Consider the following 21450-nt stretch of genomic DNA (forward strand, 5'->3'; position numbering starts at 1 on the left):
AAACTCCTATGCTCTTAAAAAGCTAAATTCTGGCAATAAAGATGGGCTTAAAATCTCATTTATATTACCACTATGTAATTCGCTAAATTCTTTATTGTTCTCATTTATAAGCTTTTTAAATTTGCAAAAATATTTATCATCACGCTTATAAATTTCGCCTATTTCATTATTTACTAATTCAATACTTGCATTTAATGGAGCAAATATTTCGTATTCATAATCTTTTTTAATAATTCCCTTACTAGCTATGCTTTTACCATTTTCGCTAAACCCATGCACTTGCATTGTGCCTTGCATTATTGAAGTTTCGTGATTTTGAGTATCATCTTTTTCATAAGGTCTAGCCATTAAATACCCATCAGTAAATCCACGAGATTTTAAAGTATTTAACTCATCATCATATTTTTTCGCATCAAATTGATTATTTAAAGTATCAATTACAGCTTGTTTGTAAGTTCTAGTTGCACAAGCTACATAATATTCACTCTTAGTTCTTCCTTCTATTTTAAAGGCATTTATGGCATTTTTTTCCATAATTTTGTCTATATAATTAGCAAGTTTTAAATCTTTAGAATTAAAAATATGTGTTCCTAAATCATCTTCTACTATTCTAAATAAAGCATTATTTTCTGGATTTTTCGCATATAATTCATAAGGAAATCTACAATCATTAGCACATGCACCAAGATTTGAGCGTCTTCCACTCTGAACTGCTGATATTAAACACCTTCCACTATAAGCAAAACACATTGAGCCATGCACAAATGCTTCTATTTCAATATCTGCATTTTTTGCTATATCACAAGCATCTTTTAAGCCTAATTCTCTAGCAATTACAACTCTTTTTGCACCTAAATCCTTATAAACTAAAGCATCTTCATAATTTAAAATATTTGCTTGAGTGCTAACATGGATAGGAATATTAGGAGCTATTTCTTTTGCTAATCTCATAGCACCTATACTAGCGATTATTAACGCATCAGGTTTTAACTCAGCAAGTAAGGCTAAATGTCTTTTAAGACCTTCTAATTGAGCACTCACATGAAAACCATTAACCGTTGCATAAACTTGCACACCTTTGCTATGAGCATATTTTATACCTTCTGCAAAGCTAGTTTCATCAAATTCTTTAGCAGCACGAGAGCGTAAAGAAAACGATGAAAGTCCTGCATAAACAGCATCAGCACCATAATTTACAGCAATTTTTAATTTTTTTAAATTACCTGCTGGAGCAATTATTTGTGGAGTTAGCATTATTTTTTACCTAATGACGCAATTAATGCTTCAATATCATCATTTGTAACCAAATCAGCTGTGCTATCTCCTTCAATATGAACAGCACTACTAACTCTTTTTTCATCATCAATTCTGCCTTCAAACAAGCTATTCATATACTTAGATAATGCTCTCATTACATTAATTACACGCTCAATTTTTTGTCTATGAATATCTTGATATTGCATAGCGTCCATTGCCATCATAGCTTCATCTTGTCCCATAGCTAGATTATCTAATGCTTCATCAATTTTTGCTAATTGTTCTTTGCATTCAGCTAAACATTCACTAAATTTATTAACATTAGGAAATTTCTCATTTAAAGTTGTAAATAACTCAACTTGATTTTGAACTGATTTTTTAAAGGTTTTTATAATCTTTTCAGCAGTTGCAAAATAATCCATCATTGTTTCAATTTTTTCAAGTAATTCAGTAGCTTTAACTTCACTATCACGAGTTACATCATCTAATTGATTTACAACTTTATGATCTTCTGTTGGTGGTGGTGGTGGCCAAGATTTCCTTGAATCTGGTCTATATGATTTATATTCTTCTTCTAAACTCAATTCTTCATCTTCTAAATCTTCAATTGCTTCACTAGGCTCTACAACTTCTTCTTTTATATCATTAACAATTTCATCTTCAAAATCATCAAGCCCACCAGCCATTAAAGCATCTAATTCTTCTTGCGTCATTATTTTTCTTCCTTAAAATAATACTTAATTAAAAAATATTAGCTAAAATCATAGCTAATCAAATCTAACTTAAGGTTAAAAAAATGGCTAAATTTGTAAATAATGTTACCGAATTCTTTGATTTTTGCATAAGCAATGAAATAAAGTTTGTAGATTTTAGATTTACTTCTCTTGATGGCACTTGGAATCATCATACATACACTATGAAAAGTGTAACAAAAGATACACTTACTAATGGAATTCCTTTTGATGCAAGCTCATATAAAGGCTGGCAACCAATTGAAAAAAGTGATATGATATTAATCCCTGATGTTACAACAACTTTTATTGACCCATTTACAAGCGACAATACCGTTATTGTAATCTGTGATATTTTTGATGTTTATAAAAATGATTTTTATGAAAAATGCCCAAGAACAATAGCAAAAAGAACTCTTAAAATGCTAGAAAGTAGTGATATTGCTGATACTGCGTATTTTGGTGCTGAAAATGAATTTTTCATCTTTGATGATATTAAAATCGTAGATACAATGAATTATGCTATGTATCAAATAGACACAGAAGAAGGTGAATGGAATGATGGTAAGCATTATGAAGACGCTTATAACACCGGTCATCGCCCAAGAAGAAAAGGTGGTTATACTCCAGTTCCTCCTGTTGATAGTATGCAAGATTTAAGAGCTGAAATGGTTCAAGTTTTAGAGCGTGTTGGTATTGAATGCTTTGTTCATCACCACGAAAACGCACAAGGTCAAGGAGAAATCGGGGTTAAGTTTAATACTTTAGTAGAAGCTGCTGATAATGTTCAAATATATAAATATGTAGTAAAAATGGTAGCTCATCTAAATGGCAAAACTGCTACATTTATGCCAAAACCACTTCATCTTGATAATGGTAGCGGAATGCATGTTCATATGAGCTTATTTAAAAATGGCAAAAACCTATTCTATGATAAAAGTGGCTATGCAGGACTTAGCAAGACTGCAATTCATTATATAGGTGGGGTTTTAAGACACGCAAGAAGTGTAACAGCATTTACAAATCCAACTACTAATTCTTATAAAAGATTAATCCCAGGGTTTGAAGCTCCATCAATTCTAACTTACTCTTGTCAAAATCGTTCAGCTAGTTGTAGAGTGCCTTATGGAATTAACGAAAAAAGTGCTAGAGTTGAAATGCGTTTTCCTGATAGTTCTAGCAATGTGTATTTGGCATTTTCATCAATGCTTTTAGCAGGTCTTGATGGAATTAAAAATGAGCTTACTGCAGCTGGACCTATGGATGAGAATTTATTTAAATTAAGTCTTGATGAAATTAGAGAAAAAGGAATAGAACAATTACCACATACTCTAAGGGGTGCTTTAGAGAGCTTAATCCGTGATAATGCTTATTTAAAACCTGCATTTACTGATGTTTGCATACAAGATTATCAACATATGAAGTTTAAAAATCAAGTTTGGCCAGTAGAACAACGCCCAACTGCATACGAATTTAAAACTACGTATTCTTGCTAATTATTTAGAGGTTGAAAAACCTCTAAAGTATTAATCAATTTGAACGCTTTTTACTCTACTAAAATTATCATTTTTTGCAAGACTTAGTCTAATTATACTATCTTCATTAGCAATTAAACTATGATTAATATTAGCAGCTACTTTTATACTCATCAAATCTTTTAAATTTATACTTTTATTATCAATTATAAACTCAATATCCCCTTTTAAAACCTGAACCACAATCACTCCTGGAGCTTTATGCTCTTGCATAATTTTACCTTTTGGTAAAATAATTTGGATTTCTTTGTTTGCTTCATCATCATAAATTGGAGTTATTTTTAACTCACTTGAATTGCCTTGCCAATCTTTTACTTCATAAATTACATTAAATTTCATAAAATCTCCTTTGAATAATTTTAGGAGTATTTTACTCTTTAAAGAAATAAAAAGACTTGATTTATCTCATTTGTTCTAATACAAATTCAGGTGTCATTTGTTTCATACAATTGTGGTGCTTTAAAGGACATACTCTTTTCATACAAGGCGAACAGGCTAAATTGATACTAAAAACTTTTGCATTTTTGCAAAATGGTGAAGTTTGTTTAATATTTGTAGCTCCGAAAAATGCTAGAACTTTTATATTAAAACTAGCACCTAAATGCATAATTCCACTATCATTTGCCAATAAATAATCAAGGCTAGAAACTGCTAAAGCCAATCTTTTAATATTAGTTCTACCGCACAAATTAATGGCTTTTATATCGTATTTTTTAAGTTCATCTTCAATAAAATTACAAATTCCAGCTTCATTCTTAGTCCCAAAAAGTATTATTTTATGCTCTTTAAAAGTGCTAGCAATTTTTGCAAAATAACTAGGCTCATAGCATTTAGCTGCACCATAATTAGCACCAGCTGCTATTCCTATTAGTTTTCTTGTTTTAAGCTTTTTAAAAGGTAAAGCTGTGTTTAATTGCTCGTCTAATCCAAGTGGCTTTATTAGATTAAAATATTTTAAAACTTGATGAGTATTATCACTTTTGTTTGCTTTAAAATAAAATTTTTTCTTAGCATTTAATATAAATAACAAAAACTTAGATGACAAACTTGCTTTAAATGAAATTCCTAAATCAAATTCTTCTTTTAAAGCCTTAATTTGCTTTAATCTTTGTTTTTTTATCTCTACTACAATTTCACCTAAATCCTTATAAAGCTCACAAGCTACAAAACTTCCATAAAAAGTAATTTTTGCATTAGGATATTTTTTAATTAAAGCATTAATAGCACCAGCAGCCATAATAGCATCGCCTAGCCAATTAGGTAAATATATAAAAATTTTCAATACTCATCCCCATAAAATGTCTTAAATCTTTTGTGAAACCAAAAATACTCGCTAGGATTTTTTTCCCACATTTTTTTCGTACATTCTAATTGATAAAAGCTAAGTTCTTCTATTGTTTTTTCACTAGCCTTTAATGGCTTAAAAAACTCTATACAATAACCATCGCTAATTTCATAAATATAAACAGGCAATAAATAAGCATCACACCTTTTAGCTATAAGACTTGCTGCATTGCTTTGAGTAACTTTTCTACCATATAAAATAAACTCACTACTTTCTTTAATATGTGCGTCTTGATCGCTTACAATTCCTACTAATTCATTATTATTTAAAGCCTTAATCATAGGTCTTAAAGCATTTGTTTTTTCTATTAGCTTTACTCCGAAATTTTCTCTATATTTAGTGAGTATGGCATTAATTTTTGCACTCTCTAAAGCTCTTCCTATTACATTTATTTTACAATTAAACTTAATTGCAACAGCAGATGGCAAAATCTCCCAATATCCATAATGTGCTGTTGTAAAAACTATTTTTGCATTAGAATTTAATAAATCTTGTAAATATTCTTCGTTTTTAAATAATTTAATTTGTTTTAATAATTTTTCTTGGCTTATATTTTGATTTTTTACCATTGATAATATATAAAAGGCAAATTTTTTATAAACTTGTTTCGTAATTTCTATACTTTTTGGAGCTTGTGTGAGTTTGCAAAAATGCTCTAAGTTTTTTAAGATTATATTTTTATGTTTTTTATTAATTCTAAATGCTAGGCTACCGATTAAATTAGCAAAGAATTTTAAAATCTTATTGGGAATTAATTTTAGTAAAAAATTAAAAAAATAAAAAATAAAAATATATAAATAATCTCTCATTTGCTAAAAACCTTATTAATAATATCTAAAACTTTTTCTTTATTTACATCGCTAAATTTATAAAAATAATGTTGTAAATTAGATGGACTTATTAATCTTTTTGCAGGTTTTTTATCACATTCGTTTAAAAAAGTTATATTAGGACGATTTAAAACCACAGCAATATGAGTAGTCCCGCTATCATTTCCTATGATTAATTTTGCTAATTTGCTTAAAAACACTAATTCATTTAATGAAATTTTAGGCAAGACTTTAGCATTTTTACATTCTTTTGCAATCTCATTTGCTCTATCAAGTTCTATTTGAGAACCCCAACTAAGCAATATTTTATAATCACAATTTTTACAAATATCAATCAATTTTTCTAAAGGAAGCATTTTATTTATCTTGCTTGAGCCATTATGTAATAATATAAATTCGTCTTCTACTAAAGGCTTTATTTTATTCATAATATTTTGAGTTTTTATCTCATCATAAATTAATACATCGCTAGTTACTAAATCATCATTTTTAAATTCTTTTAAAGCAAAGCGAGTTAATTCAAGGCTTCTTTTATACACATTTTCTAAATAATCACAATTGCAATGGTTTTTATAAAAATAATAAGCTAACTTTTCTCTTAAACCATTTTTAGAATATCCATAAGAATTTGCGCTCAAATAATTTGCTAAAAAACCTGATTTTATTCTTCCTTGATAATCAATACTAATATCATATGATTTTTTTAAATGTTTTATCTCTTTTAATGCTTTTATTGGGTGTTTTTTGAGTGGTAATGAATAAATATTATCAAACCAAATAAGTCCATCAAGTAAAAAATAAAACCTAGAATCTACAAAAAAATCAATCCTAGCTTTAGGATATGCAGCTCTTATATAATTAATATGCCATAGCATATGAAAAATATCGCCCATTGCACTAAGTCTAATTATTGCTATTTTCACTTAAATCCTTTGAAATTACGCTTTCAAATTCCTTGATTGCTTGTTCATTTGAAAATTGTAATTTTATTTCTATTCTTCTGCTTGCTTGTTTATCTTCAACGCCATCTTTAAATTTTAAATCATTATAGCTTTTGCCAACTGCTACAAGTAGTTTTTCTAATCTTTTATCATTATAAAACGAATTAATAAATTTCATAATCTCCAAAGCTCTTTTTTGAGATAACTCAAGATTATAAGTAAATCCACCAACACTATCAGTATGTCCTTCAATCACTATACTATCAATATTAGCTAGAATTTCAGGTGAGCTAAGCAAGGCATCAAAATACTTAATTAAAGTTTTTTTAAGCTCTTCTTTTGCACTATCTTTAATCAAATACTCCGCACTATCAAACAAAATACTAGCATTTAAGCTAATACTGCCTGAATTAAGATTGATTAAAATATCATTTGATAATTTATTTTGTAAAGCTTGAATTAATTTTGTTTTATTATTTTTAAGCTTTTCGTATTCAACCTTAAACCCACTCAATTGCTTTGCTAATTCGTCTATTTTATCATCTTTATTTTTTATTTTTATTTCAGTATCTTCAAGATTTTTAAGTAGCATTAAAATCTGTGCGTCTTTTTTGTCAATATTACTTAATAATTCTTCCTTATTTTTTGCATTTTCATCTAAATTAAGAAGCAATTTTTTAATATAATCATTTGCATCTTTATTTTTATTTAACTCATCGTTTAATGAAATATTGAGTTTTTCAAGCTCTTCATTTAACGAGCTCAAAAGCTCATCTTTGCTAATTATTAAAGCTTTTGATTCATCTAAATGTTTTTGTTCATTTTTTAGCTCATTTTGTGTAAAAATATATTTTAAAACAATAGCACTAAGAACTAAAATAAATACAAACAACAATCCAGCCATCAAATCAGCATAAACTATCCAAAAATTATTATTATCTTTATTACGCATTATTTATTTTATTTAATACCTGATTTGCTTCTTTACTAAGGTTTTCAATATCAGCTTTTAATTCATCAACTATTCTAAATTCGTGTTTTTCATCTTCATAAATATTTTTAAAATCTAATAATTTAGCTTCTAAATCTTCTTTTAATTTAGCAAATTCTTTCAAGCTATTTTCAATTCTTAATGAAAATTCATCTATCTTTTCTTGCATTTGCTTAGTATTTTTATTGCTTAATTCTAAAGATTTTTGAGCCAAATTTGTATGAACTATCGCAATTTTTTCATAAGATTTAAATAATTCTTTAAAACCTGTAAATTTATCTTGATGAAGTTTTGATATTTCATTAAAAAACTCATTATCATAAAGCTTTGATAATAATAAATTTGTATTAGAAAATAACTCACTATTTTTTCTAAGAGAAATTCTTTCTAATTCTTCTTTACTCCAAAAATATTTTTTACTATTAATTCTATAATTTTCTTTAAAATTATTAATTTTAGCAATACCAAGTCTTGAATAAAACATCCACCAAATAGTAAGAAAAATCCCATAAATTGAAACATAAAAAGCAGTTGAAATTCCGCTAAGCAATAAGCTAATTTCTCCTTCAAGCGCAGCTGAACTACCTACTTTAAAATCAGGCATAGATATTGCAATACTTATAAAAGTTCCTAAAATTCCAATCATTGGAAAAACAGCACTAGCAATATATCCAAATGAAAGTGGCTTTAGCTTATGTAAATAATTATCAAAAAATTCATCAAAACTCACATTAGCCTTACTAATTTCATCAATTCTTAAAGAATTATCTTTAATAAAATCTTTTAAATCATTTTCAAAAATTGACGAATTCTTTTTAATTTTTGCATATACACAATATTCATTTTGCGGTGCAAAAAACATAGCAAATACTAAGAGCACAGCACACATTATAATAGTATGTAATGGCATAATAAGTTTTATAATATTTAAATAAGCTAAAATCGCTAACACGAAGACTAATAAAGGTAAAAAGATTAAAAATAAAAAAGAAGAAAATACACTTTTCTTCTTTTTAACAATTATTGTTTGCAAGATTAATTCCTATTCATACAATTTAACTCGCTAAACGCTTGTAAAAGGCGTTTTTGCATAGATTTTTCTCCAGCAACTAACCACATTCTTGGGTCATAATATTTCTTATTAGGCTTATCATCGCCTTCAGGATTTCCGATTTGTCCTTGTAAATATCCGTGATTTTTTACTTCATATTCACGAACACCATCCCAAAATGCCCATTGAGTATCAGTATCTATATTCATTTTAATTACGCCGTAATTGATTGCTTCAGTGATTTTTTCTGCTTCACTACCACTTCCGCCGTGGAATACAAAATTAAGTGGTTTTGCACCCTTTTGTAAATATTCTTGACAATTATGCAAAATTACTGGCTCAAGTCTTACATTTCCTGGTTTATAAACCCCATGAACATTACCAAAACTTGCTGCGATTGTATAATTTGTCCCAATTTTGCTTAATTCTTTATGAGCTAGTGCTACATCGCTTGGTTGAGTGTATAATTTAGCATTGTCAATATTTGTATTATCAACCCCATCTTCTTCTCCACCAGTGCAACCTAATTCAATTTCTATACCGATTTCTAATGCGTTAAATTTCTTAAAATATTCGCAAGAAATTTCAATATTTTCGTTTAAACTTTCTTCGCTTAAATCAAGCATATGAGAACTAAATAAAGGTTTTTTATGAATTGCATAAAATTCTTCATTTGCCTTAATTAAATCATCTATCCAAGGTAAAAGTTTTTTTGCTGCGTGATCGGTATGTAAAATAGCAACTACTCCATAAGCAGCTGCTACTTCATGCACATACTTTGCACCTGCAATTGCCCCAATTACTGCTGAATTAGGACAATCTTTTCCTGCAAAAAAACTTGCTCCGCCATTACTAAATTGAATAATAATAGGCGAATTTGCTTCACGAGCAGCTTTTAATGCGGCGTTTATAGAATTTGTTCCTACAACATTTACTGCTGGAATTGCAAATTTATTTTCTTTTGCGTAAGCATAAACGCGCTCTAAATCTTTACCATAAATAACACCTGGTTTTACCAATTCTAAAACACCCATTATAAATCCTTATTTAACTTGTAAGCCTGAATTTTTAATCAAATTCTCAACTTCGTTTTTAATTAATTCTTTATGTTTTTCATTTTTTAAACCATTTTCAATAAATGGAGTTGCTTCTTGTAAGCTTCCTTGTCTGCTAGCTCTAAAATCTTCTCCTAAGATTACATGAAAACCAAATTGAGATTTTACAGGTTCTGAAACTTCATCTTTTTTAAGTTTTTTAGCTGCATTGAAAAACTCAGGAACTAATTCATTTGCACTCATATAAGGTAAATCGCCACCCATTGCTCCTGAACCTTTATCAAGTGATTTTGATTTAGCAAGTTCGCTAAATTTAGCTACTAATTTATCTCCTTTAAGACCTTTTAATTGTTTTAATATTTCTTTAGCATCAGCTTCACTAGCAACTAAAATATGTTTAGTTTTTACAGCTTCAGGAACTTTAAAATCATTTAAATGTTCATCATAATATTTTTTAATTTCAGCATCACTTACCTTGATACCTTCAAATTTTTTCAATAAATATTGTTGAGCAAGTAATAATTCTTTTGCACTATTTAAAGCTGATTGAAATTTCGCATCTTTATCTAATTTCATCTTTTCAGCTTCTTTAGCAAAAAGTCTTTTTGATAATACATCTCTTATTAAACCATCTTTAACTTCTTTTGGAAGCGCACTTACATCGCTTATTTGAAATTGAGCTAAATAAGGTGCTAAATCATCGCTTGTAATTTCTCCACCTTTATAAGTTGCAACCACAGCTGCATTTAAGCTTACACCACATAAAAGTCCTGCTAGAACTAATGAAATTTTTTTCATAATATCTTCCTTTTTCAATTGATTTGATATATCATTTTACAAATATTGTGTAAAAAAATAGTAAGATAGTAATTATGAGAAGAAGAGAAAAAGAAATTAAAAATAGATTTTTAAATAATTATAAAAACGCAAAAAGTGAATTAATTTTTAATAATGATTATGAACTTTTAGTTTGTGTTATGCTATCAGCTCAATGCCTTGATAGTAGGGTTAATCTAATAACACCAAGTTTATTTGCAAACTATCCTGATATAAATTCTTTAGCAAATGCAAATTTAATGAATATAAAAGAATTAATTAAAAGTTGTAATTTTTATCAAAATAAAGCAATTAATCTTATCAAAATGGCAAAAAGTGTTGTGGAATTTCATTCAGGAATTATACCTATGAGATTTGATGATTTAATAAATCTTGCAGGGGTTGGAGAAAAGACTGCTAATGTGGTTTTATGTGAGAGTTTGGGTGCAAATGTAATGGCTGTAGATACTCATATTTTTAGAGTTAGCAAAAGGTTAAAAATATCAAATGCAAAAACTCCCAATGATTGTGCTAAAGAGCTTACAAAACTATTTAAAACCGACCTTGATAAATTGCATAAAGGAATGGTTTTGTTTGGAAGATATATTTGCAAGGCTAAAAAACCTGATTGTAATAATTGTTTTTTAAACGATTTATGTGATGAATATAAAGAGCAAAAGAACTCTAATAATCAATAAAAAACATTATTTTATAATATTTATTGTTTTAATTGCTGTATTTTGTTTGCAAGTGCATTTGAAATTCTTAGATTTTTGCGAGTTTTTAGAACAAGATAGTTATGAGTTAAAAATAAGCAATAATTATTTAAAAACTAAAAATAATAAAAGTTATTATGTTCTAGCACTTGCATATAAAGATGTTTTAATATACACAACTACTAAAAAAGAAATTAAATCCAATCAAATCAGCTTAAAATTCGCAGCTAAAAATAAGCTTAATTTTTATGAATATTTACAAGCTAGATTTTATTTGCCAAGCTATGCTTTAGAAGAATTAGATGAGATTAAAGAAAACGCTTTTGTAAGTTATTTTATAAATCAGCACGAGAATTTAACTATGAAGCAATTTTTTGGAGCTTTATTTTTTGCAAAAAGCATTAGCAAGGATTTAAGAGATAGCGTAAATTACTATGGAATTGCACATTTACTAGCAATATCAGGCTATCATTTAGGGCTTATTTATTCCATATTTTTCTTTATATTTTCAATTATTTATAAGTATTTTCAAAAAAGATTTTTCCCATATAGGTCAATTCATTTTGATTTAGGAATAATTATTTTCATAATCTTAGCCTTATATTTTTATGAAATTGGTCTAGTTGCAAGTTATTTTCGCTCATTTATAATGGCTATTTTGGGATTTTATTTTATAATTAGAGCAATTAAAATTCTTAGTTTTTCGCATTTATTTTTAGCATTTTTTATTTGCATTGCTATTAATCCTAGTTTTTTATTTAATGTAGGGTTTTTCTTCTCTTGTCTTGGGGTCTTTTATATATTTTTATTTATTTATCATTTTAATGCTAATTCACTTACAAAACTAATCTGCCTTGAACTTAGCACCTTTTTTGCAATGGTTGCACCTGTTTTATACTTTTTTCCATTGCTTAGTTTTCAACAATTATTAGGGATTATTTTAACTCCTATTTTTGTGATTTTTTATCCTTTAGTTTTGTTTTTACATATTATTAATTTAGGAGATTTATTGGATAAATACTTATTAATATTTTTAGATTTTAAAATGTTTGCAATTAATTTTAAATTGGAATTTAAATATTTTTTCATTTATTTAATACTTAGTTTTTTATCAATTTTTCATAGGTATTTAGCAATTTTTGTTATAAGTTTGAACTTAATATTTTTTATTTATCTAGGATTTTTATGAAAAAGATTTTACACATTTTAAAAACAATCATTAATGTAAGTGATAAAGGTATTTTACAACACGCTAGCTCGCTTTCTTTTTATAGTGTTTTAAATATTATTCCGATTTTATCTTTAAGTTTTTTTGTATTCGCTCATATGCCAAGTTTTAAAGAACAAAGCAGCCAATTAAATAATTTTATATTTAGCTTAATTTTGCCAAACCAAGAAGCAAATTCTGTAAATTACATAGAGCAATTTTTACAAAATAGCACAAAACTTGATGTAGCGGGAATTATCGCTATGGTTTTTGCTTTATTTATGTTTTTTAATGCTTATGAAAATACCATCTCTCATATTAGCAATACTCCTAAAAAGGGCTTTTTTTCATCACTTAGCACATATTGGTCACTAATCACTCTAGCGCCTTTAGGATTATTAACTAGCTTTTATTTAAGTTACAAAATTCAAAAATATATAGATGCAATAGGACTTAAGTTTAATTTCTTAGGGATTTTACCTTTTTTAATCATTTGGGCTTTATTTTTTGTATGTTTTCATATATCAATTAATAAACATTTAAATCCTAAAATCATAGCTCTAGTAAGCTTTTTAGTAGCTTTAGTTTGGAGCATTTTTAAAAGTCTTTTTGTATTTTATATATCATTAAATAAAGTGTATGCTAGCATTTATGGTAGTTTTTCTGCTGTTTTATTTTTCTTTATATGGCTTTATTTTTCTTGGATAATTTATCTTAATGGAGTAAGAATTAGTTCTTTACTAAACACAGATAATGCAAAAACAAAATCAATAAAATAGGAACTAAATTCCTATTTTAAAATCCATAATTATTTAATTTAAATTATATAAATATATTTAATAATTTTATAAATATTTTGCTAATTTAAAATCGCTAATTTGACTATATATTAGGAATTTCAGAATATTTTTTCAAAATTTATTTTTTTTAAGTAAAGTTTAAGATTGTAGGAGTAGAATGCCGGCGCATTTTAATTAAAAAGGAAGAAAAAATGAAAAAGTTATTAGTTTTAACAGCTATCTTAGGTGCATTTAGTGCAGGTTTATTCGCAGAAGAAAATACAGACGCTACAAAAGTTCAACCAGTAGAACAAACTCAATCAGTAGAAAATGCTGATGCAAACGCACAAGCAGTTGCTGTTGAGCCAGAAGCAGAAAAAAAAGACGCTGAAAGCAAATAATTTCTAAGCTACCTTTTAGGTAGCTCTTCTTTATATATCAATCAAAACTTTATTAAATAAAATCTCAAAATTATTACAAAATTACTCACTTTTTTAAAAAAATAAAATTAATTGCTTATATTTGTAACAAATTAAATATTTTAAGACAAAATAAAACGATTTAATAAAAGGAGTTTTAATGGAAAAAATCAATCTCGGTATTGCAACTTTGCTTAGCAATGATAATGGCACTAGTGTGCTTGAACTTAATTTTTATAGCACATTTATTTGTATTATGCTTGTCTTAATTTTGGGTAGAATAATTACTAAATATTCTAGCTTTTTAAGAAATTACGATATTCCAGAGCCTGTAACTGGTGGTATCATAGTAGCATTTATTTTATTCTTATCTAGTTATTATGCAAATTTTACAATCAAATTCGCAGAAGATATAAAAACCCCACTTTTGTTAGCATTTTATGCAACGGTTGGGCTTAGTGCTGATTTTGATAGTATCAAAAAGGGCGGGAAATTACTAATTACTTTTTCAATTGCTGTTTTTGCTCTATTAGTAGTTCAAAACGCAATTGGTGTTGGAGTAATGAGTGCTATGGGTGAAAATCCATTAATAGGCTTACTTGGTGGCTCAATTACACTTAGTGGTGGACACGGAACTGGGGCTGCTTGGGGAGCTACATTTCAAGAAGCACCTTATAATTTCGCACAAGCAACTGATATAGCAATGGCGTGTGCTACTTATGGACTTATTGCAGGTGGTTTAATTGGTGGTCCTATGGCTAATTACTTAGTAAAGAAATTTAATCTAAAAAGCGATGAAGTAGAAAGTAGTGAACAATCAAGCGATGAAGCATTTACAAGTCCGCAAAAAGTAAGATTAATTACAAGTGATAGTTTTATTACAAGCTTAAGTTTAATTGCACTTGCTTTGGTAGCAGGAAACGTTATTGATTATTTATGTAATTTTTTAAATATAATCACTATACATGAAGTAACCGATCCAGTAACTGGTGTAGTAACCAAGGAATCAAATAGAATATTAAGCTTCTTTGATAGCATACCTACTTTCGTTTGGTGTTTGTTTTCAGGTATTATTATTAGAAATGGCTTTAGCTCACTAAATATTCATAAAGTATTTGATAGAGAAGTAGGTGTGATAGGAAATGTGGCTTTATCATTATTCCTTGCTATGTCAATTATGACTTTAAATATCGTTGAACTTATAAAATTAGCTGTTCCAATCAGCGTTTTATTAATAATTCAAACAATAGCGATTATTATTTATGTAAGATATGTAACCTTTGTTATTTGTGGCAAAAACTACGCAGCAGCTTGCCTTGTAGCAGGACATTGTGGCTTTGGTATGGGTGCAACTCCAACTGCGATTGCAAATCTTCAAACAGTAACAAATCACTTCGGACCTTGCAAAATAGCATTTATTATCGTTCCTATTATGGGTGGATTTTTAGTAGATATTGTAAATGCTCTTATTGTTAATGGCTTTGTTGGATTTTTATTTTAATTCCTAGATTTTCTAGGAATTACATTCTTTTGGGGTTTTTAAATCAGGTAAAGTAAAATTGGCCTTTTTTAAAAGCTCTAAAATCTCTTTAGTATTTTCATAATTTATCTCATAATAAATAAACGCCCCATCTCTACTAGCTATTAATAAATCAGCATCTTTTAATATCTTTAAATGCCTTGAAATCCTAGACTGAAGCATCATAAAACTCTCACATATCTCACATACGCAACATTTTTTATGAATATCTAAAAAAGCTAAAATTTTAAGCCTAGTTTCATCATTTATAGCTGCTGTATAATTTAATAAATTCTTCATTTTAATCCTTAGTAAAATAAATAAAGTAAAATTCCAAAAATATTTGCCATTGATAAAATACTAAGTATAAATATTATCATCATACGAATTTTAAACATTGACTTAAGTAAAATTAATTCAGGCAAAGAACAACCCCCACCAGCTATTAAAAAACTAAAAAATATACCGATAGGAAACCCAACATTTATTAAAGTTACTCCCAATGGAATAATCAAGCAAGTTTGTATATAAAGCAACAAACCAACAAAACTAGCCAAAAATATACCATAAATTCCAAAACTAGATAAATAATCTTTAATAAATTCAACAGGCATAAAATTATGCAAAAAAGCACCTATTAACATACCAAATAATACATAATAAAAAATATCCTTATATGATTTTAAAGACTTGTATAAACATTCATACAAATTAAGCTTGGTATTTTGATTAAATTGAAATTCTTTAGTTACAATATCTTTTAATAGCAATCTTGCAGGTATTAAACCTATTAAATAGCTTATAATAAATACAAATATAACTATATAAATAATGTAATAAAAAGTTATGCTAAAACCAAATGCACTAAGTAGCATAGTAATTAGCATAGGATTAATTAATGGCGAAGTTAGTAAAAAAGCACTAGCTACTCCGTGATTAATATTGTTTTTAATTAAAGAATTAAAAACAGGTATAGTTGAACAAGAACAAAAAGTAGTAATTGAGCCTAAAAATATTGCTATAAAATATGAAAAAACATTATTTTTTAAATATTTATTAAAGCTATATCTTGAATTAATATAAAACATAATCATATTGATAAAAATAAATAAAAAGCTTATTTCAGCAGTTAAAAACAAAAACTCATAAAAAGTTTCTAATAATTTCTCACTTGTAAATTCCATAAAAATCCTTTTTCAAAATAAAATAATTTTGAAAATTTATTATAGTATTCTAAATATCAAGTTATCTTGATATATTATAAATATATTAAATACTTTTCACAAGATTTCAATCAAAATAGCTATGAGAATTTAAAATTAAGAATTTTTATAAATATTTTAATTACTAATACAATTTATACTATTTTTAAGCTTCTTTTTAGGATTTGGCAATTCATCAACCATTGCTATTACAATCATACTCAAAAGCTCTTTATCTTCTTTATCAAACAAAACCATCTCATTTTTTGCACCCTTAAAAGGCAATAAAAAAGTAGGTTCATTTAAGTATTTCAACACTGATTTTGTAGGTTTTAATAGTAATTGATTATCAAAAATACCACCTATAACCTTATCTTTATAATACAGCATATATTCACTAAACATATATTTATATCTTATATTCAATCCATCAAACAAGTCTAAAACATACTCCAAATAATCCTTACTTGTAGCCATCAAAACTCCTTTAATAATTTAAATATAAAAATATCATACTAAATTATTTTTATTTTAAAGCCTAAGGTTTAAATACCTTAAGCTTTAAACAAATTAGAATGTATATCTAATAACTGCATTTACTTCATAGTCTTTTTTGAACTTACTTCCGAAGCTCTTTTCTACGCCTAAATTAATTCTTAGATTATCATTTACTTTATAGCTACCACCTACACTTGCAAATCCGTGATTATTGCTATTTAACTTAGTTTTAGCTTTAGCATCAATTCCATTTACGATATTATTGATTACTATATCAGCTTCTTGTTTTTTCGCATTAACTACAGCACCAACTCCAGCTCTAAATACAAAGTCTTTATGCTCTATACCTGTATAAACTTGTGGCTTAATCATAATTGGTGTAAATGATTTAACACTTATTGTATTAGCCTTGCTCTTAGCTTCATATTTACCTACACGACCAGTGATTATTTCTAAACTTGGCTCTACATAAGCTTTTTCATTAATCTTAGCTCTATATCCACCTTCAACGCTTAATAATACAGAGTTTTGTTTTTTAAACTCTACGCCAGTCTTTTTAAAGCTTGTATTTGCATATTTTAAAACGCTATCAACAAATAAACCATTATTATGGATATAACTTCCATATACACCAATATTAAAGCCATTTGCCTTAGTATCAGCATTAACTTTATCAAATCCTATCATCGCACCAGTTATCACATCAGCATCGCTTAAATTACTCATCTTATCAGCACCAAATTGAGTTGAGTAGAAATTAATATGATTGCTACTATCGCTAAATCTTCCGCCATAAGCTCTAAACCAAGTTCCAATATCAGAATTTAATCCCCTAATCTCACCTAAACGCTTATTCATATTATTAATTTGCACATTAAACGCACCTAGAGCATTGCTTGTGATATTTGATTTTTCATTATCAATTACTTTTGTTGCTATTGCATTTGCTGCTGTTTGAACTTTTGCTTTTGTAGTAGCGTCTAATTTATTTGCATTAAATGTAGCTAAATCACTAACTCCGCTATCTACTAGGATAGTTACAAGTTCATTTACTTTATCTTTTGCCATATTTCCTAGATTACCTAGATTTTTTACTATTTCTTCTGTTTGTTTGATTAGTTGCTCTTTTTTAACTTCTTCAGGAGATTTCTCTGGGACAGCTGGTGTGCTTACATCAGGTTTGGTTGGTTTAGTAGCTTCATCTTTTTTGCTATCTTCTTCACCTTTATTTGCATCTTCTTTATTTGTATCTTCTTTGCTTGCTTCTGGCTCTTTAACTTCTTCTTTTTTATCTTCAGCTTTTGGAGCTTCATCTACTTTTGGAGTATCTTCAGCTTTTAAACCATCTTCTTTACTTGCTTCATCTTTTTGATTTTCATCTACTTGACCTTCTTTCTTCGGCTCATCAGGGTCTTTTGTATCAACTGATGAGTCTTGTTTTTCACCTTTTTCAGGAGTTTCAACTTTTTCAGGAATAGTTACTTCACCATCTTGATCATTTTCAGCAGTTGGAGTTCCGATTTGACCACTTTCAGGAGTAGTTACTTCACCATTTTGATCACTTTCAGGAGTAGTTACTTCACCATCTTGATCATTTTCAGGAGTGGTTACTTCACCATCTTGATCATTTTCAGCAGTTGGAGTTCCGATTGGGTTTGTTGTTTCCTTTGAAGTTACTAATTGTGTATTTTCATTTGTAGGTTGTGGCTCATCAGCAATTAAGCCTTGAGAGAAAATTAATGCACTAGCTGCAAGAGATAACTTTAAAATACCCCCCCCCAGCAACAGGTTTGTTACGTTTTTTCATTGTGTCTCCTTTGAATAAATTTGCACGAGAACTATATATTTAATTTATTAAATAAAACTTAAACATATAAAAATTATGATTTTTTAAATTATATTTTATTCATAAAATTTTTCTTAAAATCCCTAGTTACAATACTTTCTTAATATTTCAAAATATTAATAAAAATTAATTTATATATTAAAAGCTAAAGAAAATAAAAATTAACTTTATTTAAAAAGAAAATAACACAAAAATACATATTTTAAATTCTAAATTAATTATAAAACACACAATTTTTAAATATTTTTATACTAAATAATTTATTTAAAATATATTTTTAATTATATTTAACACGAAAAATTGTGCTAAATATAATTTATTTTGTATTATTTTTTCATCTCTATTGCGCGTTTTAGCATTTGATCGGCTGTTGTGATACTCTTAGCGTTTGCTTCATAAGCCTTTTGAAAAATAATCACTTGAGTAAGCTCCGTGCCTAAATCCACATTGCTTTGCTCTAAATAATTTGATTTGATTTTATATGAGTTTATTACATTACCATTTGCATCGGTAAAAAATATAGGATTTCCACTATCAGGAGTAGTGCTGAACTCATTTTCTCCATTTTTATGTAAGCCTTGCTCATTTACGAAATTAAACACTGCAAACTTAGCTACAGCTTGAGATTTACCATTGGTAAAATTAGCTAATATATTGCCCCTTTCATCAATAGCGTAATCTTTTAAAACTCCTGCTGGATAGCCGTTTGCTTCTACATAACGCTCTATTTTTGCATTATCAATACAAGTTAATCCATCATATCCACCCTTGCCATCAACTCTTGGGCTTCCTAGATTTAGATTTATTCCATCTATTTGATCTAATTCATTTGTATTTAATGAACCATCGGTATTAAAAATAATATTCCCACTAGCTTCACTAATAGTATTTCCTTGAGTATCTTTTAAAATAGCAGTAGCTTTAAAATTAAGCTTATCAATAGCTTGTATTTGCAAATCAATTTTTCTAATATTTCCATTCGCATCATAAGTTGCTATATCAAATTTATTATTAGCACCTACATTAATAGTCTTTACTTGCCTTGCACTAAAGCTATTTACATTCCCGCTAATTGTCTTTTCTAAATTCCCAAACTCATCAGCAAATGCTTCTATAGTATCGCTTCCATCTCCCCTATCAACTTCTAATAAAATTCTAGCATTAGGCTCAAGATTACTTGCTTTAAAAGTGCTTTTATTATTATCAATTTCTAATTCAATATTATCAAGATTTATATACTTATCTTCTTCGTGAAAAGCATTGCTAAGATTTGCTTTAATATTTACATTTGTAGTTGCTACTGCATTCATAAAAAGTGTTCTTGGCAATGTTATAGGAGTTTGTGCGTTTGGTGCGTTTAGTTTAATATCTAAATCATTATTAGATATTGTAAAACCAGCATTTGAACTAACTTTTCCAAACATTTCTTTAATATTTTCACTCATAGCACTCGCATTAAATCCAGCATTCATAGTCCCTAGCACAAATCTTCCAAAACTATCAACCAAATTAAAATCGCTATCAATATTAAAAGCCCCATTTCTAGTATAATAAGTATTACCATCGTAATCTTTTATGCCATAAAATCCCTTGCCTTCAAGTGCTACATCAAAGGTATTTTGACTAGAAACTAATGCTCCTTGTTTTTGAGAAAAAGTTGAGCTTAAACCACTTGCAGCAAGTCCGACTTGATTTGCCCCAAAATTATTTAAGCCACCAACATCATTGCCTGTTTGATAAAATATGTCTTTAAATTCAGGCATAGCAGCCTTGTAGCCAACGGTGTTTATGTTTGAAATGTTATTAGCTAATAAATCCATTCCAAAACTATGAGTTTTTACTCCACTAACCCCGTTATAAAATGAACGCATCATAGTTTTTCATCCTGAAATTGTGCTATATCATCAAAGCTGATTTTAATACCAGAAGCGTTTAAATAAGCCTTACCATCTTCAAAAGTAACCCCATCAACCTTAAAATAACCACTAGGAATTTGAACTATATTTCCGTGTTCATCTTCATATTGAGCTACGAATTTAAAATCACCCTTCTCTCTAATAGTTCCATCTTCATATCTAGTATCCCAAATAAAATTATTATTACCTTTTTGAATAATGTCTTTATCAACTTTAATTGCGTCAATTTGCTCTTTATTTGAGTTAAATACACCTATTACTACATCATTTGGAGCACCATTTGGAAAGTATAAGTTAAACGGCAAATCAACAGCCTTACCATCGTGAGTAAAGGTATCTTTTTTAAGCACAGCCATTTTACCAACCGCATTAATCATACCAATTCCTACACTATTGCTAAGTAATTCCATTCTCTTAGCTAATTCATCCATAGTTTTATTAGTTTTTTCTTGAGTTTCAAGAGCTGCTAGTTGGCTTGTTTGAGTTAGCATTTTATCACTATCCATTGGACTTGTTGGGTCTTGATGCTTTAATTCTTCAAGCAATAATCTCATAAAAGCTTCTTGAGAAATCTTAGAATTTGGATTAGTCCCATCGGCTTCTTTTAAGGCTTTTGCATCTGCTTCTTGCTTTTTTACATCACTTGTATGAATGGTATTATCAAGACTAAAGCCCTCTGATTTTTGCTTATCAGAAAGCGTATTAGCATTTTGTGCAGCGATACTTGTATTAACACTCATAGCAGTATTATTCATAGGTGAAATTGCCATTTTCTATCCTTGTTTAAAAATATTTT

22 protein-coding genes are annotated in these 21450 nt (G+C 28.0%); 6 read left to right on the forward strand and 16 right to left on the reverse strand.

Annotated features, from left to right (window positions below; all coding sequences use genetic code 11):
• Positions 1–6: 6 nt before the first annotated feature.
• Both AVBRAN12637_RS00195 and AVBRAN12637_RS00200 read right to left on the reverse strand, forming a co-directional pair.
• Entirely contained in the window at positions 7–1254 is a 1248-nt protein-coding gene (locus tag AVBRAN12637_RS00195; RefSeq protein WP_239803486.1) for a peptidase U32 family protein, read from the reverse strand.
• Positions 1254–1970, reverse strand: a complete 717-nt coding sequence (locus tag AVBRAN12637_RS00200) for a chemotaxis protein (RefSeq protein WP_214115759.1) — start codon at positions 1968–1970, stop codon at positions 1254–1256. The genes AVBRAN12637_RS00195 and AVBRAN12637_RS00200 overlap by 1 nt, the downstream gene beginning before the upstream one ends.
• 83 nt (positions 1971–2053) lie before the next feature.
• Between AVBRAN12637_RS00200 and glnA the strand changes: the two genes are divergently transcribed.
• Positions 2054–3484, forward strand: a complete 1431-nt coding sequence (gene glnA, locus AVBRAN12637_RS00205) for a type I glutamate--ammonia ligase (protein WP_214115760.1) — start codon at positions 2054–2056, stop codon at positions 3482–3484.
• 30 nt (positions 3485–3514) lie between these two features.
• Here the strand turns inward: glnA and AVBRAN12637_RS00210 are convergent, their stop codons facing one another.
• The 8 genes from AVBRAN12637_RS00210 to AVBRAN12637_RS00245 form a co-directional block, all read right to left on the reverse strand.
• Positions 3515–3862: a cupin domain-containing protein gene (locus AVBRAN12637_RS00210; RefSeq protein WP_214115761.1), complete on the reverse strand. Its 348-nt coding sequence runs from the start codon at positions 3860–3862 to the stop codon at positions 3515–3517.
• Positions 3863–3923: 61 nt separating this feature from the next.
• Entirely contained in the window at positions 3924–4805 is an 882-nt protein-coding gene (locus AVBRAN12637_RS00215) for a glycosyltransferase family 9 protein (RefSeq protein ID WP_214120112.1), read from the reverse strand.
• Entirely contained in the window at positions 4802–5677 is an 876-nt protein-coding gene (locus tag AVBRAN12637_RS00220; protein ID WP_336615137.1) for a lipid A biosynthesis lauroyl acyltransferase, read from the reverse strand. The genes AVBRAN12637_RS00215 and AVBRAN12637_RS00220 overlap by 4 nt, the downstream gene beginning before the upstream one ends.
• Positions 5674–6621, reverse strand: a complete 948-nt coding sequence (locus AVBRAN12637_RS00225) for a glycosyltransferase family 9 protein (protein ID WP_336615138.1) — start codon at positions 6619–6621, stop codon at positions 5674–5676. Before AVBRAN12637_RS00225 ends, AVBRAN12637_RS00220 begins: the two co-directional genes overlap by 4 nt.
• The gene (locus AVBRAN12637_RS00230) at positions 6602–7591 is read right to left on the reverse strand and encodes an OmpA family protein (RefSeq protein WP_214115765.1); all 990 of its coding nucleotides are present in this window, start codon (positions 7589–7591) and stop codon (positions 6602–6604) included. The genes AVBRAN12637_RS00225 and AVBRAN12637_RS00230 overlap by 20 nt, the downstream gene beginning before the upstream one ends.
• Positions 7584–8663 (reverse strand): MotA/TolQ/ExbB proton channel family protein, encoded by a 1080-nt coding sequence (locus AVBRAN12637_RS00235; RefSeq protein WP_336615139.1) that lies wholly within the window; start codon positions 8661–8663, stop codon positions 7584–7586. Before AVBRAN12637_RS00235 ends, AVBRAN12637_RS00230 begins: the two co-directional genes overlap by 8 nt.
• A gap of 2 nt (positions 8664–8665) precedes the next feature.
• Complete coding sequence (fbaA, locus tag AVBRAN12637_RS00240) at positions 8666–9715, reverse strand: class II fructose-bisphosphate aldolase (protein WP_214115767.1); 1050 nt, start codon at positions 9713–9715, stop codon at positions 8666–8668.
• A 9-nt stretch (positions 9716–9724) separates the two neighbouring features.
• On the reverse strand, positions 9725–10534 hold the full coding sequence (locus AVBRAN12637_RS00245) for a peptidylprolyl isomerase (protein WP_214120118.1): 810 nt from the start codon (positions 10532–10534) through the stop codon (positions 9725–9727).
• Positions 10535–10608: 74 nt separating this feature from the next.
• Between AVBRAN12637_RS00245 and nth the strand changes: the two genes are divergently transcribed.
• The 5 genes from nth (at position 10609) to AVBRAN12637_RS00270 (ending at position 15174) form a co-directional block, all read left to right on the forward strand.
• Positions 10609–11250, forward strand: a complete 642-nt coding sequence (nth, locus tag AVBRAN12637_RS00250) for an endonuclease III (RefSeq protein ID WP_214115769.1) — start codon at positions 10609–10611, stop codon at positions 11248–11250.
• On the forward strand, positions 11213–12457 hold the full coding sequence (locus tag AVBRAN12637_RS00255) for a ComEC/Rec2 family competence protein (RefSeq protein ID WP_336615140.1): 1245 nt from the start codon (positions 11213–11215) through the stop codon (positions 12455–12457). The genes nth and AVBRAN12637_RS00255 overlap by 38 nt, the downstream gene beginning before the upstream one ends.
• The gene (locus AVBRAN12637_RS00260; RefSeq protein WP_214120121.1) at positions 12454–13254 is read left to right on the forward strand and encodes a YihY family inner membrane protein; all 801 of its coding nucleotides are present in this window, start codon (positions 12454–12456) and stop codon (positions 13252–13254) included. Before AVBRAN12637_RS00255 ends, AVBRAN12637_RS00260 begins: the two co-directional genes overlap by 4 nt.
• A gap of 212 nt (positions 13255–13466) precedes the next feature.
• The gene (locus AVBRAN12637_RS00265) at positions 13467–13655 is read left to right on the forward strand and encodes a hypothetical protein (RefSeq protein ID WP_214115772.1); all 189 of its coding nucleotides are present in this window, start codon (positions 13467–13469) and stop codon (positions 13653–13655) included.
• A gap of 178 nt (positions 13656–13833) precedes the next feature.
• The gene (locus AVBRAN12637_RS00270; RefSeq protein ID WP_336609580.1) at positions 13834–15174 is read left to right on the forward strand and encodes a sodium/glutamate symporter; all 1341 of its coding nucleotides are present in this window, start codon (positions 13834–13836) and stop codon (positions 15172–15174) included.
• Between the two features lie 12 nt (positions 15175–15186).
• On the opposite strand, the gene AVBRAN12637_RS00275 is transcribed toward AVBRAN12637_RS00270, so the two are convergent.
• The 6 genes from AVBRAN12637_RS00275 to AVBRAN12637_RS00300 form a co-directional block, all read right to left on the reverse strand.
• On the reverse strand, positions 15187–15492 hold the full coding sequence (locus AVBRAN12637_RS00275) for an ArsR/SmtB family transcription factor (protein ID WP_336606786.1): 306 nt from the start codon (positions 15490–15492) through the stop codon (positions 15187–15189).
• A gap of 8 nt (positions 15493–15500) precedes the next feature.
• Positions 15501–16376: a permease gene (locus tag AVBRAN12637_RS00280; protein WP_267524669.1), complete on the reverse strand. Its 876-nt coding sequence runs from the start codon at positions 16374–16376 to the stop codon at positions 15501–15503.
• 156 nt (positions 16377–16532) lie between these two features.
• A complete protein-coding gene (locus AVBRAN12637_RS00285; protein ID WP_336609582.1) occupies positions 16533–16871 on the reverse strand; it encodes a TfoX/Sxy family protein in 339 nt (112 codons plus the stop codon).
• A 93-nt stretch (positions 16872–16964) separates the two neighbouring features.
• Positions 16965–18677 (reverse strand): autotransporter outer membrane beta-barrel domain-containing protein, encoded by a 1713-nt coding sequence (locus tag AVBRAN12637_RS00290; protein ID WP_336615141.1) that lies wholly within the window; start codon positions 18675–18677, stop codon positions 16965–16967.
• Between the two features lie 387 nt (positions 18678–19064).
• On the reverse strand, positions 19065–20612 hold the full coding sequence (locus AVBRAN12637_RS00295; protein WP_336615142.1) for a flagellar hook-basal body complex protein: 1548 nt from the start codon (positions 20610–20612) through the stop codon (positions 19065–19067).
• Positions 20609–21424, reverse strand: coding sequence for a flagellar hook capping FlgD N-terminal domain-containing protein (locus AVBRAN12637_RS00300; protein WP_214149753.1), 816 nt, complete (start codon positions 21422–21424; stop codon positions 20609–20611). The genes AVBRAN12637_RS00295 and AVBRAN12637_RS00300 overlap by 4 nt, the downstream gene beginning before the upstream one ends.
• Between the last annotated feature and the right edge of the window lie 26 nt (positions 21425–21450).

Source organism: Campylobacter sp. RM12637 (assembly GCF_020137645.1).
GTDB lineage: Bacteria > Campylobacterota > Campylobacteria > Campylobacterales > Campylobacteraceae > Campylobacter_E.